A 12,482-nucleotide genomic window follows, 5' to 3' on the forward strand; every position below is an offset into this window, starting at 1 on the left:
TAAGATCCGCCGATGATCACAAGACAACGGCGGGTGGCAGGAGTCTGCGTCCTGTTCGCCGCGCTGACGGCCGGGATCGCTCTCCCGTCCGCGGCGCTCGCTGACGAGACCACGGCCGCCGCGCCCAAGGTCAACCTGGTACTGGACGTCAGCGGTTCGATGCGGGAGCGGGACATCGACGGGCAGTCGCGGATGGCCGCGGCGAAGCAGGCGTTCAACGAGGTACTGGACGCCACGCCCGAGGACGTGCAGCTCGGCATCCGCACGCTCGGCGCCGACTACCCGGGCGACGACCAGAAGACGGGTTGCAAGGACACCGCGCAGCTCTACCCGGTCGGCCCGCTGGACCGCACCGAGGCCAAGGCGGCCGTGGCCACCCTGGCGCCGACCGGCTGGACCCCGATCGGGCCGGCACTGCTGAAGGCGGCCGACGACCTCGACGGCGGCACCGGCTCCAAGCGCATCGTGCTGATCAGTGACGGCGAGGACACCTGCGCCCCGCTCGACCCGTGCGAGGTGGCCCGCGAGATCGCGGCCAAGGGCATCGGCCTCACCATCGACACGCTGGGCCTGGTGCCCAACACCAAGATGCGGCAGCAGCTCAGCTGTATCGCCGAGGCGACCGGTGGCACGTACACCTCGGTGGAGCACACCGACGAACTCACCGACCGGGTAAACCAGTTGGTCGACCGCGCCGCCGATCCGGTGGTGACGCCGGTGGCGACGGAGGGCGCCCCGGAATGCGCGAAGGCGCCGACGCTGGAGTCCGGCCTGTACACCGACCGCGCGGAGTTCGGGCAGCAGCGCTGGTACCGGGTGGACGTACTGCCGGGCCGGGAGCTGCGCGCCTCGGTGAGCGCGTCGGCGGACCGGGACGTGAATCCCGGCTACGGGGTGCTGTTGCGTGCGGTCACTGTGCACGGCCGGGAGATCGTGCGCGGCGAGGCGGCGGGCAACGGCCGTACGGATGTGATCTCGACGGGACTTCGCTACCCGAAGCGGGAGGGCGACGACGATGACGCCGACAAGCCCGCCGCCGAGACCGTGTGCCTCCAGCTCACCCACTCCTTCTCGGCGGTCGCCGGCGTCAAGACCACGCCGGGTCTGCCGCTGGAGCTGACGATCGACGTGGTGGACGGACCGTCGCCGTCGAGCGACGTGGCCGCCTTCGGCCTCGGGCGCGGCTGGTGGCTGCTCGGCATCCTGGTGCTGACCGGCTTCGTCGGGGGTCTGCTGTGGGGCTGGCTGTCGCGCTGGCGGGTCGCGGTCTGGAGGACCAACTGATGCATACTACGAGGATGTTGGGCGCAGCCCTGCTGACGCTCGGGCTGGCCGCTGCTCCCGCGGTGGCCGACTCCACGCCGTCCCCTTCGGGCGACAGCTCGGCCCCGACCGAGGCGGGCACGTCGTTCCGTACGGCGACCGAGGTCGACCAGGGTCGGACAGCCACGGCGAACGCCTCAGCAGGCGACTACCTGTACTGGTCGTTCCCGGCGGACGCCGGACAGCGCCCGACCGTCAAGGCCACGGTGAAGCTGCCGGACACGCACGCCGCTGAGACCTGGCAGATCGACGTGCACGACGGACTGCGCCGCCGCCAGGCCTGCCAGTACGGACCACAGACGCGCACCGCCGCGGCGAACACGTCCTCCGTGGAGCTGGCCTGCACGCTGCGTCCGGTCCGCGCCTGGTCGGAGCCGTGGGCGAACGACCCGCTGCCCGGCACGTACTACATCCGCCTCACCGCGGTGGGCCTGCCGACGTCCGACCTGGGTCTGCCAGTGAGCACCGAGGTGCGGGTGGACGGCAAGGACATCGGCGGATCGGCGGCGGTCGACGGCTCGCTGGCCGAGCCGCTGGTGCCAGGGGCCGCCGCCCGGCCCGAGGAGGATTCGTCGGCGTCGGCCGTTCTGTCGAGCATCGAGCCGGAGGACGGCTGGGCGTCGGGCTGGTGGTCCGACCGGTGGGTGTGGACGGCGGTGGGCGGTGTGCTGGCCGCGCTCGCGGGCGTCGGCGGGTATGCGCTGACGCGCGGCTCGGGGCGGCCCCCGAGGGCCTGATCCCTGCCGATGAGGCCCGCTGCACCCGCCGGTGCGGCGGGCCTTTCGCTACGCCTCGCGCAGTGCCTTGGCGAGCGTCCCGTCGCCGGTCACGGTGATACGCCCGTCCCGCACCGCTTCCGTCACGCTCAACTCCCCCCGCCCCACGGCCGCACAGGTGTCGGTGTCCAGCACCAGCCGCACGTCGGGCTCGGCGGGGGCGGGCCCGTCACCGTACACGGGACCGTCCACGGCACCGGCGTACACATGGAAGTCCCCCTCCTCCAGCCGCACTTCGACGAGCCCCTCACCCTCCAGAGCCCGCAGCAGTGGCAGCGCGAACCAGTGCGCCCGCACCGCGTCCGTCGGCCGCCGCTCCCCCAACTCGGCCTGACCCCACGCGCCCAGCGCCTGCAACACCGGCAGCAACTCACGTCCCCGCCCGGTGAGTTCGTACACGTAGGCCGCACCGGGCGGCGGCAGTCGGCGGCGTGTCGACAGCCCGTCCCGTTCCATGTCCTTCAGCCGCGAGGCGAGTACGTCCGTGCTGACGCCCGGCAGATCCGCGTGCAGGTCCGTGTAGCGGCGGGGGCCGGCGAGGAGTTCGCGGACGATCAGCAGGGTCCAGCGGTCGCCCACGACGTCGAGGGCACGGGCTGCGGAACAGTACTGGTCGTAGCTTCGGCGAGGTGGCATGCGACGCAGTCTAGACGTGTCGTTGGACTTTCCAAGCTGAAACTTGGTAAAACCAAGCAACACCAGATACCGGAGGGGCGCATGGAGTTCCGGCAGTCGAGCAAGCTCAGCGAGGTCTGTTACGAGATCCGCGGCCCGGTGATCGAGCAGGCCGACGCGCTGGAGGAGGCGGGGCACAGCGTGCTGCGTCTCAACACCGGCAACCCCGCCGTCTTCGGCTTCGAGGCGCCGGAGGAGATCCTCCAGGACATGATCCGGATGCTCCCGCAGGCGCACGGCTACACCGACTCGCGCGGCATCCTCTCCGCCCGCCGCGCCGTCGCCCAGCGCTACCAGACCCTCGGCCTGGACATCGGCGTCGACGACGTCTTCCTCGGCAACGGCGTCTCCGAGCTGGTCTCCATGGCCGTACAGGCACTCGTGGAGGACGGCGACGAAGTCCTCATCCCGGCCCCCGACTTCCCGCTGTGGACGGCGGTGACGACCCTCGCGGGCGGCAAGGCGGTCCACTACCTGTGCGACGAGCAGGCCGACTGGTACCCCGACCTGGACGACATGGCGGCGAAGATCACCGACCGCACCAAGGCCGTGGTCATCATCAACCCCAACAACCCCACCGGCGCGGTCTACCCGAAGGAGATCATCCAGGGCATCCTCGACCTCGCCCGCCGGCATGGCCTGATGGTGTTCGCCGACGAGATCTACGACCAGATCCTCTACGACGACGCTGTGCACCACTCGACCGCCGCGCTCGCGCCCGACCTGGTGGTCCTGACCTTCTGCGGCCTGTCGAAGACGTACCGGGTGGCGGGCTTCCGCTCGGGCTGGCTGGTGGTGACGGGCCCGAAGCAGCACGCGCGCGACTACCTGGAGGGTCTGACCATGCTGGCCTCCATGCGGCTGTGCGCCAACGCGCCCGCCCAGTACGCCATCCAGGCCGCGCTCGGCGGCCGCCAGTCCATCCACGAGCTGACCGCGCCGGGCGGACGGCTGCGCGAACAACGCGACGTGGCCTGGGAGAAGCTCAACGAGATCCCCGGCGTGTCGTGCGTGAAACCCAAGGGTGCGCTGTACGCGTTCCCGCGCATCGACCCCAAGGTGCACAAGATCCACGACGACGAGAAGTTCGTCCTGGACCTGCTGCTGCGGGAGAAGATCCAGGTTGTCCAGGGCACGGGCTTCAACTGGCCGACGCCAAATCACTTCCGGATCCTGACGTTGCCGCACGCGGATGATCTGGAGGCGGCGATCGGGCGGATCGGGCGGTTCCTGTCCGGGTACCGGCAGTAGCAGGCTCTTAGGGCCTGTCCGACGGATCCTGTCGCAGACACGGGGGCTGGCACGCCCATCTGCCGCGTTGTCGTCGGTTGCCGACTCCCCCACGCTCGGCTTCGCTCGCGCGGGAGGGACCCCCATCGCGTCGCCGCCCTCCTCCGCCTTGCAGCTGGACGCACCAGCCCCCGCTTACCTGCGCCGATCAGTCACCGTCGCTTCCCTGCGACCTGATCCGCCGGACAGGCCCTAGCCTGTGCCGCATGGGTGATCTCTTTCTCGTCCGGCACGGGGAGACCGAGTGGTCGCGGTCCGGGCGGCATACCGGGCGGACCGATGTGCCGCTGACCGAGCACGGGCGGGACGAGGCACGCGCGCTGGTGCCGCTGATCCGCTCGCACCGGATCGGGGCCGCGTTCGTCAGCCCGCTGCAGCGAGCGCGGGAGACGGCGGAGCTGATCGGGCTGCATGGCCCACGGGTCGATGCGGATCTCGCGGAGTGGGACTACGGCGGCTACGAGGGGATCACCACCGTCGAGATCCAGCGTGACCGGCCTGGCTGGTTCCTGTTCGCGGACGGGGTGCCGCCCGGGCCGCCGGAGCATCCCGGCGAGAGCGTGGAGCAGGTCGGGGAGCGTGCCGACCGGATGCTGGCCAAGGTGGACGCCGCGCTCGCCAACACCGAGGGGTGTGTGGTGCTGGTGTCGCACGGGCACTTCCTGCGGGTCCTGACGGCGCGGCGGCTGGGGCTGTCGCCGGCGGCCGGCGCGCTGTTCCAGCTGGCGACGGGCACGCTGTGCCGGCTGAGCACGGAGCACGGGCGGCCGGTGATCGCCGGGTGGAATGTCAGACCGTCGTCGTAGCCTTCGAAGCGATGGGGACAGTGACCAGCGCCGGGAAGGGGCACGCCGTGACACGACCGCCCACCGCCGCGCAGCGGCGTGTCATCGACGCCGCCGATCCGGTCACCGGGCGGCTGCGCGGTACGGAGGCACAGCTCGCGGCGCTGGTGAAGCGGGGGCTCGCCTTCCGGCATCCGCGGCCGCCGCACGATCACTTTCTGACGCCGGCGGGGCATCGAATACGGGAGGCGGCACCCGAACCCCCCGAGCCTGCAGCGGAGGCTCCCGCCGCCACCGGTGTGTTCGCCGCCCGTATCGGCGGTGAGGAGGGCGCCCCGGAGATGGGTCCGGCGCGCGTCCGTGAGGTGCACAGCGCCTGGCAGGGGCTGCTGGAGCTGCGCCGGATGACCAATCCGGACGGTGCCATGGACCGGCCGTGCGGGTGGGAGCGTAGGCATCTGGTGCAGGCCGCCGCGCTCGCCCTGGAGGCGGCCGGGCACCTCCCGGCCGGGCCGGAGCCGGATGCCGCGGGCTACCGGGTTCGGGCGACCCCGCAGCCGGAGGCGGTGGCCGTCCGCGAACCGGATCCCGAGGGGCTCCGGGCCTGCGCGGTCACGTTGGAGAAGGCGGGCTGGCAGGTCGGCGAGTACACGGAGCCGCGGACGAGGGCTCGCTATCTCCTGGCGTCTCCGCGACGGATGTAAGGGGCACATGTGAGGATCGGTTGAACCACCAACTGCGGCAGGAGAAGGGGAAGTCGTGACCGAGCCGTTTTCCGTTCCGGTGACCGTCCGGGGATACGAGACGGATGTGCAGGGGCACCTCAACCAGGCCGTGTACCTCAACTACGCGGAGCACGCCCGCTGGTCGCTACTGCAGGCCGCCGGTATCAGCCAGGCCGGTCTCATCGGCAAGGGCGTGGGTCCGGTGGCCCTGGAGACGACGATCCGCTACAAGCGTGAGCTGCTCGCGGGCGACGAGGTCGAGGTGACGTGCGCCTTCGACTGGGGCAGCGGCAAGACGTTCCGCATCGAGCAGACGATCCGCAAGACGGACGGCACGGTGGCGGCCGAGATCACGGCGGTCGGCGGCCTCCTCAAACTCGAGGAGCGCAGACTGGTCACCGATCCCCGGGAGGTCTTCAAAGAGCTGGCATCGGACCCGAGCCTGTTCGGGCTCTAGTAGGGCTTTGTTAGGTCCTGTGGTGGGGTTCGGGTGCTGGTGCGGGTTGGCCGCATATCGAGCAGGCGCCGGTCCAGGTGGCCAGGAGGGCCTGGAGTTCGCGGAGGACCGCGTAGAGGGTCAGGCCGGCGCAGGGGCTTTTGGGTCGAGCCTGAGCATGGTGCAGAAGGCCTGGGCGAGGGACGCGAGGGTGACGTGGCGGTGCCAGCCGAGGTAGTTGCGGCCCTCGAAGTGGTCCAGGCCCAGACCGTCCTTGAGCTCGCGGTAGTCGTGCTCAACTCGCCATCGGATCTTGGCGATTCGTACCAGTTCGCGCAGTGGGGTGTCGGCGGGAAGCGTCGAGAGCCAGTAGTCGGTTGGCTCGGCGGAGTCGGGTGGCCACTCGACGAGCAGCCAGCAGTCGGGCAGGGAGCCGTCGGCGGCGCGGCGGATGGTGCGGTTGGCCGGTCGGACCCGCAGGGCCAGGAACTGCGAGCGCATCTCGGCGTTCGGGTTGCGTCTGGTGGCCTTGCTGCCCTGGCGCCAGGTGACGGTGCGGGTGGCCGCTCGGCCGACGGCCAGGGCCAGGGCGCGCAGGGTGGTGTGCGGTTGGGGGTAGGCGGACACGTGAAGTTCCACCCTGTTCGTGGACAGCGGGTGGTTACGCTGCGGGGGTGAGGTCTTGCGTCGCCAGAGCTCTGGTTTCGAGCGGGGTGACGTAGCCGTACTCGGGGTGCTTGCGCAGGCGGGTGCGGTTGTACTCGACCTCGATGAAGCGGAACAGATCGGCTCGGGCGGTTTCGTGGGACTCCCAGACCGTGGTGCCGATCTCCGCTTTCAGCAGACCGAAAAAGCTCTCGGCAGCGGCGTTATCGTAACATGAGCCGGTTCGTCCCATACTCTGCCTCAGACCCAACTCCCGTATCACCGTGCGGTATTCACGCGAGGTGTACTCCGAACCGCGATCGGAGTGCGTGATGCAGTTCTCCTTCAGTCCGCCGCGGCCCGCGGCCATCCGAAGGGCGTCGACGACCAGTTCGGCCCGGTGGTGGTCGGCCATGGCGTAACCGATCACTTCGCGCGTGGCCAGGTCGAGGACCGTCGCGAGGTACCACCAGCCGGCGAGGGTGGGGAGGTAGGTGATGTCCGAGACCAGTTTTGTGCCGGGCTCCGTGGCGGTGAAGTCACGGCCGACCAGGTCCGGTGAGGGGGCGGCCTTGGTGTCGGCCCTCGTCAGGCTACGGCGCCTGCGGCGGGTGATACCGCGGATGTCGCGTTCCCGCATGATCCGCTCGACCTTCTTCCGATTGATCCGCCTGCCCCGGCGCCGCAGGACCGCCGTCACACGCGGGGCACCGTAGGCACCGCGGGACTTCCCGTGGATCTCCCTTATCTCCTCGGTGAGCTCGTCCTCGGCCCGCCGCCGCTCGGCGACGGTCTCCCGGCCGGCGAGCCACGAGTAGTAAGTGGAGCGGTTGACGCCCAGCACGCGGCACAGCCGCGCAACGCTGTAGCCATCGGGGTTGCCCTCGGTGGCCTTCTCCGCATCAATGAAGAGGCACACGGCGCCTACTTCACGATCTCCTTCGCGAAGAAGGCCGCGGCTTTTACCAAGATCTCGTTCGCCTTCTTGACCTCGGCCAGCTCGCGGCGCACACGCCACAGTTCCTCGCGCTCGTCGCTGGTCAGAGCACCCGCCGGCCCCTCGCCCCGGTCGATCTTCGCCTGCTTCACCCAGCCCCGCAGGCCCTCCGGGCTCACGCCCAGGTCCCGGGCGACCTCCGTCACCGTCTTCTCCGACGACAACGCCAACGCGACCGCGTCCCTCTTGAACTCGGCCGAGTATCGCTTGCTCGTGTTGCTCTTCTTGCTCACTACCTGGGACTGCTTCCTCCGGGACCTGTCGTCCCAGTATCAGGCTGTCCAGCCCCAGGGTGGAACTTCACGGATGTGCCTCACCCCTCGGCCGACCTGGGAGCGGATGAGACGGGTGGCGGCGATGAGCTGGTAGGTGTGCAGGCCTGCGGGGCGTGCTTCCACCAGGGCGACGCGGACCAGGTCGCCGTAGTGCTCTGCCAGCGGCCGCGCCTCCCGGCGTTGTGGTATGGCTACTCCTCGCCTTTGAGGAGCTGAACCAGCTGCTCGTCCAGGGTGAACTCGCCGTTGTCGAGGGCGCCTTCGAGCCAGTCCGCCGCCGCGCGAACGCGGCCGATCTGGCGGCGCACGGTCTCGCGCTCGTCGTCGGTGAACTGCTGCCCGCGCAGCTGCGGGACCAGCCGGCCGAGGGTGGCCACGAAGCTGTGGCAGGAGCCGACCAAGTCGAGGTGCTCGATGGTGTGCTCGATCGCGCGAACCGCCGGGGTGCGTTCGCGGATCCGGTCGCGGGTCTCGTGGGAGTTGTCGAACTGAGCGCGATTGACGAGCATCCGGGCGGTGTCGTCCCTCATTGTCTTCCGGGCCACGGCCGGGCGGCGCAGCAGGTCCGTGGTCACCTGCTGGGCAACGGGTGTCGTCCCTGGTCAGCTCGTTGACGACCCGCACCTTCTCGGCTGGGGTGACGTGCTCGGTCACAGCGGGCCGCTTCAACAGGTCGGTGGCGACCGGGGCGGCGACTTCGTCGTCGCGGGTCAGGTCGGCGACCGCCGCGACCTTCTCGTCCACCGTGACGGGCCGGTCGACACGCTGGCCGACGACGCGCTTCGCACCGTTCGGAGTCCACTGCCGGGCGCCGGTGCGCGGGTTGAACGGCGCGTCCTCGATAGCCGCCCACCGCTCGTCATCGTCCACGACCGAGGCCAGGATGCGGTGGACGGTGAACGACACGCCATCCTTGCGCCTGGCCTTCGGCCAGCGGTTGGCGGTGTAGCGCCAGTCCTCCACCGTCCGCCGCTCGACGCCGATGTCGTCCGCGAACAGCTGCAACGACTCCGTCACCGTGAACAGGTCGTCCGTGCCGTTCGGCATCGCCCCGCCCACCGAACGCATGGGCTCGATCTCCAGCGCCATGTCCCCCAGGGCGAACTGCGCGCGGGCGACCTGCGCGACCAGCTCCTTCGCCTGGGTGACGAGCTGTTCGTAACGCTGCCGGGTGACGTTCCCGATCCGGTCGGCCACGTCGGCCATAGTGACCACCGCCCTTGCCCGGGTCCGGCCGCCACGACGTGACCGGTCAACGGGGCGCCGACTCCGGCCACCGTCCACGGTGACGCGGGCGGGACACGCCGGGGCAGAGCGTGAACCAGGGGCGCTCGGAGCACCCGGCGATTGCCTCAACTCTTCCGCAGAACAAGGGGTGTTCGAGGTACTCGGGAGGCGTTCAGCTACGGCGTTTCCGTAACGCCGTTCCGTGACGCCCGCCGCTGTCGGCAGGCCCTCACCCGGCAGCGGTCCGAGCAGTACACGGCCGCCTTCGACCGCTCCACCCCCACCGTCCACGACCGCCCGCACACCGGGCACTCCGCCTGCTCTCCCCGCTGCATTGCGTTGACCCGTTGCCGGGTCCGCTGAAGCCTCCGCCACCGCCGCGACCTGCACCGACCCGAGTTGATCGCCGAACGGGCCTGGCTGACGGTGTTCCTGCTGCCCGCCTGCTCGCCCGACCTCAACCCCGTCGAGTGGGTGTGGGCGCACGTCAAGCGCAGCCTGGCCAACCTGGCCGTGGTCGCCCTCGACCGACTCGAGGCCCTCGTACCCAACCGACTCAAACGCCTTCCGTACCGGCCGGACACTCTCGACGGCTTCATAGTCGGCACTGGCCTGACCCTCGACGATCCAACGTCATCCTGACCAGCCGAAGTCAGTAAAGGGGGTCAGGGTGCGTGTCGGGTGCCGTGCCGGTAACGGCCGGCACGGCACCCCAGTGGGTCAGCAGCGGCTGCTCGGATGGGCCTCCTGGCGCCGGTGCGCCGGTGTTCGTACTCCCAGCGGGTCGGCAGGGGGGCGTGTGGGTGGTTACGGCGGTGGCGTGCGCAGTAGCGGTCGAACGACCTGGAGCAGCGGCGAGCGACGGCCACACTCGGCCCGCTGGGAAGGGGGCAGTGGCTCCCAAACTCATCAACATTGATCACGCGAGCGGGGCACGAGGTGACTCCCGAAGTCGTCGACAAAAGAGTCCCGTTCTCGCGTGCACAGCCGGCTGGGTCGCGGCCGCTTCCTACCGGCGTCCAATGGTCATGAGCGAGCTGCGGGCGCCGCTCGCCAGCTGCAGGGCACGCCGCACCAGGCCGGCGCCGAAGATGCGCTGCGCACCCTCCCGCCCGAGGTCGTTGACGGCGGACATGACCAGGGTCGTCTCACCCTTCATGAGCTCGCCCCTGGGCCGGGGCCCGCAGCTTCCGAAAGCTCCTGCTCGCTCGGGTCCTGCGCCCCGGACTGCTGAGCCGCGCCGACGTCGTGGTCCTGGTGGCGGCCGCCGCTCGCCGCCTTGCGGACGCGGGCGAACGCACGTGAACCCCGGTGTCAGGCTGCCTGGGGGAGGGGTGTGGCTGCCTGACGCCGGGAGCTGGATCCCGTCCCCGCCTTGAGCTGCGTTATGCGTCGAGGAAGGGATGGGCGTATGGCGGGGCTGTCGCTGGAACGGGCGGAGCCACAGGGGTGGGGTGGGATTACAGGTCCACTGGGCCCGGTGGGAGGGCGGCGCGGACCGTTTTGCCGGGCCCTTCGTGGTGCAGGAACCAGGTGAGCTGCGCCCCAGTTGGGCGACGCGGGCAGCGCGTCGCCCGCCGCCCGCCCGGCCAGGCCGGACTGGGCGAGCCGGGCGACACGCTGTGCCACGGCCACCGGTCGGCCGGTCAGCGTGGGCGGCGGGTCGCCAGCCACAGGCAGATGGTGGGAGGCAGGGCACTCCCCACCGCTGTGACCAGGGCAGCCGTCGCCAACGGTTCGCTGAGGGTGGGCAGCACGGCGCTGCGTACCCCGTCGGCGGCTCGCACGGTGACCTCGCAGCCCTCCTCGGTCATGCTGATGCTGTCGCCCAGTCCGTAGCCGGTGTCGAAACACTCCTTGGTGGCGGTGGCGTCGGCGACGAACCACAGCAATGCCGCCAGGGCGGCGAGCCCGAGCGCCGCCGCCAGACCCACCCTGCGCAGGAGGCGGTCGTGGTCGTGGGTGTGCCGGCCCTGCTGGTCGTGTGTGGTCATGCGCTCATCTTCCTCGGAGGGCGGGGTCAGCTGTTGGCCGGGCAGCCCAAGGTGCCATTGGCCCGCGCGGTCGGGGAGCCGCCGCGGACCCATTCCGCGCAGCTCGGCACATGCCAGTTGCGGCTGCTGTTCACCATGAGTTCGGTGTCGGAACCGGGACGCGTGTAGTTCAGGCCCATGCACGAGCTGCCGGGGTCCATGCCCGCGTCGTTGCAGTCGTTGCTCAGCTTCTGGCCCGCGAGTGCGTAGGGAGAGCTGGTCTTCGCGCCCTTTTCGGCGTGGATCCAGAAGTTGTAGGTCACACCCGCGGTGAGCTTCTTCGGGTAGCCGACTCCGACGGAGAAGTCGAGCTTCTGGCAGGAGTCGGTCGTGTCGTCCCAGTCCCAGTATGCGACAGAGCTGCTCGGGAAGTTCCAGCCGTAGTCGACGGCGTTCCACTTGAAGCCCGTCGACCAGGCCGCCCAGAACTCCGTGTACGCGCTGTCCGCGCAGTACGGGCGCGGGAAGATGTCCACGAGGTCGTAGTTGTACAGCGACAGGTTGTGCTCGTAGCCGAAGTCGTCGCCGAAGGCGGCGAGGTCAGTGGTGGAGTTCCAGCGCATGTAGTGCCGGAAGTGACGCGGCTTCGCACTCGCGGAATAGCGGTACGCCTGCATCTCCACCGAGACGGGCGCCCACGCCTTGCCGATGTTGGCTGGTACGGTCGGCTCCTCCGCGCTCGAAGCGGGCTCCTCGCCCGGGGCGGTCGTCTGCTGTTCCGCGGCGGGCTGCTGCCGGCTCGCCTCGACGGCGGCGAGCACCGCGGCACGGCGGCCCAGCAGCGTCTCCCGGTCCCGGGTGGCATCGGCGGCCTTCTCGAGGGTGCCGAGCGGAAGCTGCTCCACCGTCGCGGCATCGGAGTCGAAGACGGTGGTCTCGGCAAGCGCCGGGGCGAGGGCCGAGAGCCGGGCCGAGGGTATCTCACCGTCCACCACCACGAGGAAGACCAGCGGCTCCACGCCGTACTCCGCGGTCACACTCTGGCGCATGCTCTCGATGGCCTGGTCCGCCGGGACGCCGGGACCGGGCTGGGATCCGCCGCCGAAGTCACCGGTGTAGCGCAGCAGCAGCGGGTTGAGCCCAGACAGGGAGACCTTGAGCTCGTCGAGGGTCTGGGGGACGGCGAACAGCAGACGTGTCACCTTCGGTTGCACCTGCGCAGCGGTCGCCGAGACCGTCGTCTGTGAGTCGGGGGCCTCGGCCTGCGCCCTCGCCGTCGTGGCGGGCAGCACGGTCAGGGCCAGGCAGCTCGCCGCGACCGCGCTCCACAGGCTCAGCTGTCGAAACGTCATGTG

13 protein-coding genes and 3 pseudogenes are annotated in these 12,482 nt (G+C 70.3%); 7 read left to right on the plus strand and 9 right to left on the minus strand.

Annotation, left to right across the window (positions count from 1 at the left end; genetic code table 11):
* Nucleotides 1-12: 12 nt before the first annotated feature.
* Both ACKTSN_RS09435 and ACKTSN_RS09440 read left to right on the plus strand, forming a co-directional pair.
* Nucleotides 13-1,284 (plus strand): VWA domain-containing protein, encoded by a 1,272-nt coding sequence (locus ACKTSN_RS09435; RefSeq protein WP_409468666.1) that lies wholly within the window; start codon nt 13-15, stop codon nt 1,282-1,284.
* Entirely contained in the window at nt 1,284-2,060 is a 777-nt protein-coding gene (locus tag ACKTSN_RS09440) for a hypothetical protein (RefSeq protein ID WP_409468667.1), read from the plus strand. Before ACKTSN_RS09435 ends, ACKTSN_RS09440 begins: the two co-directional genes overlap by 1 nt.
* A gap of 48 nt (nt 2,061-2,108) precedes the next feature.
* On the opposite strand, the gene ACKTSN_RS09445 is transcribed toward ACKTSN_RS09440, so the two are convergent.
* On the minus strand, nt 2,109-2,735 hold the full coding sequence (locus tag ACKTSN_RS09445; protein WP_409468668.1) for a winged helix-turn-helix transcriptional regulator: 627 nt from the start codon (nt 2,733-2,735) through the stop codon (nt 2,109-2,111).
* Nucleotides 2,736-2,816: 81 nt separating this feature from the next.
* Between ACKTSN_RS09445 and ACKTSN_RS09450 the strand changes: the two genes are divergently transcribed.
* The 4 genes from ACKTSN_RS09450 to ACKTSN_RS09465 all read left to right on the plus strand — a co-directional run bounded on the left by ACKTSN_RS09450 (nt 2,817) and on the right by ACKTSN_RS09465 (nt 6,031).
* Nucleotides 2,817-4,025: a pyridoxal phosphate-dependent aminotransferase gene (locus ACKTSN_RS09450; RefSeq protein WP_409468669.1), complete on the plus strand. Its 1,209-nt coding sequence runs from the start codon at nt 2,817-2,819 to the stop codon at nt 4,023-4,025.
* A 245-nt stretch (nt 4,026-4,270) separates the two neighbouring features.
* A complete protein-coding gene (locus ACKTSN_RS09455) occupies nt 4,271-4,870 on the plus strand; it encodes a histidine phosphatase family protein (protein ID WP_409468670.1) in 600 nt (199 codons plus the stop codon).
* A gap of 47 nt (nt 4,871-4,917) precedes the next feature.
* The gene (locus tag ACKTSN_RS09460) at nt 4,918-5,553 is read left to right on the plus strand and encodes a hypothetical protein (protein WP_409468671.1); all 636 of its coding nucleotides are present in this window, start codon (nt 4,918-4,920) and stop codon (nt 5,551-5,553) included.
* Nucleotides 5,554-5,608: 55 nt separating this feature from the next.
* Nucleotides 5,609-6,031, plus strand: coding sequence for an acyl-CoA thioesterase (locus tag ACKTSN_RS09465; protein WP_224737075.1), 423 nt, complete (start codon nt 5,609-5,611; stop codon nt 6,029-6,031).
* A gap of 120 nt (nt 6,032-6,151) precedes the next feature.
* Here ACKTSN_RS09465 and ACKTSN_RS09470 read toward each other — a convergent pair.
* The 5 genes and pseudogenes from ACKTSN_RS09470 to ACKTSN_RS09490 all read right to left on the minus strand — a co-directional run.
* A pseudogene (locus ACKTSN_RS09470) lies at nt 6,152-6,625 on the minus strand (transposase); the annotation flags it as partial.
* 46 nt (nt 6,626-6,671) lie between these two features.
* Complete coding sequence (locus tag ACKTSN_RS09475; RefSeq protein ID WP_409468672.1) at nt 6,672-7,574, minus strand: IS3 family transposase; 903 nt, start codon at nt 7,572-7,574, stop codon at nt 6,672-6,674.
* A gap of 5 nt (nt 7,575-7,579) precedes the next feature.
* Entirely contained in the window at nt 7,580-7,885 is a 306-nt protein-coding gene (locus ACKTSN_RS09480; RefSeq protein ID WP_409468673.1) for a transposase, read from the minus strand.
* Between the two features lie 233 nt (nt 7,886-8,118).
* Complete coding sequence (locus tag ACKTSN_RS09485) at nt 8,119-8,502, minus strand: DUF6192 family protein (RefSeq protein WP_409468674.1); 384 nt, start codon at nt 8,500-8,502, stop codon at nt 8,119-8,121.
* A 73-nt stretch (nt 8,503-8,575) separates the two neighbouring features.
* A pseudogene (locus ACKTSN_RS09490) lies at nt 8,576-9,133 on the minus strand (DUF6192 family protein); the annotation flags it as partial.
* Nucleotides 9,134-9,550: 417 nt separating this feature from the next.
* Here ACKTSN_RS09490 and ACKTSN_RS09495 point away from each other — a divergent pair.
* A pseudogene (locus ACKTSN_RS09495) lies at nt 9,551-9,796 on the plus strand (transposase); the annotation flags it as partial.
* 367 nt (nt 9,797-10,163) lie between these two features.
* Here ACKTSN_RS09495 and ACKTSN_RS09500 read toward each other — a convergent pair.
* The 3 genes from ACKTSN_RS09500 to ACKTSN_RS09510 all read right to left on the minus strand — a co-directional run bounded on the left by ACKTSN_RS09500 (nt 10,164) and on the right by ACKTSN_RS09510 (nt 12,479).
* Nucleotides 10,164-10,313, minus strand: a complete 150-nt coding sequence (locus ACKTSN_RS09500) for a hypothetical protein (RefSeq protein ID WP_409468675.1) — start codon at nt 10,311-10,313, stop codon at nt 10,164-10,166.
* A gap of 487 nt (nt 10,314-10,800) precedes the next feature.
* Nucleotides 10,801-11,148 (minus strand): hypothetical protein, encoded by a 348-nt coding sequence (locus ACKTSN_RS09505; RefSeq protein WP_409468676.1) that lies wholly within the window; start codon nt 11,146-11,148, stop codon nt 10,801-10,803.
* A gap of 26 nt (nt 11,149-11,174) precedes the next feature.
* Entirely contained in the window at nt 11,175-12,479 is a 1,305-nt protein-coding gene (locus ACKTSN_RS09510) for a hypothetical protein (RefSeq protein ID WP_409468677.1), read from the minus strand.
* Nucleotides 12,480-12,482 lie beyond the last annotated feature (3 nt).

The sequence above is a fragment of the Streptomyces flavusporus genome, from assembly GCF_046267975.1.
GTDB lineage: Bacteria > Actinomycetota > Actinomycetes > Streptomycetales > Streptomycetaceae > Streptomyces > Streptomyces flavusporus.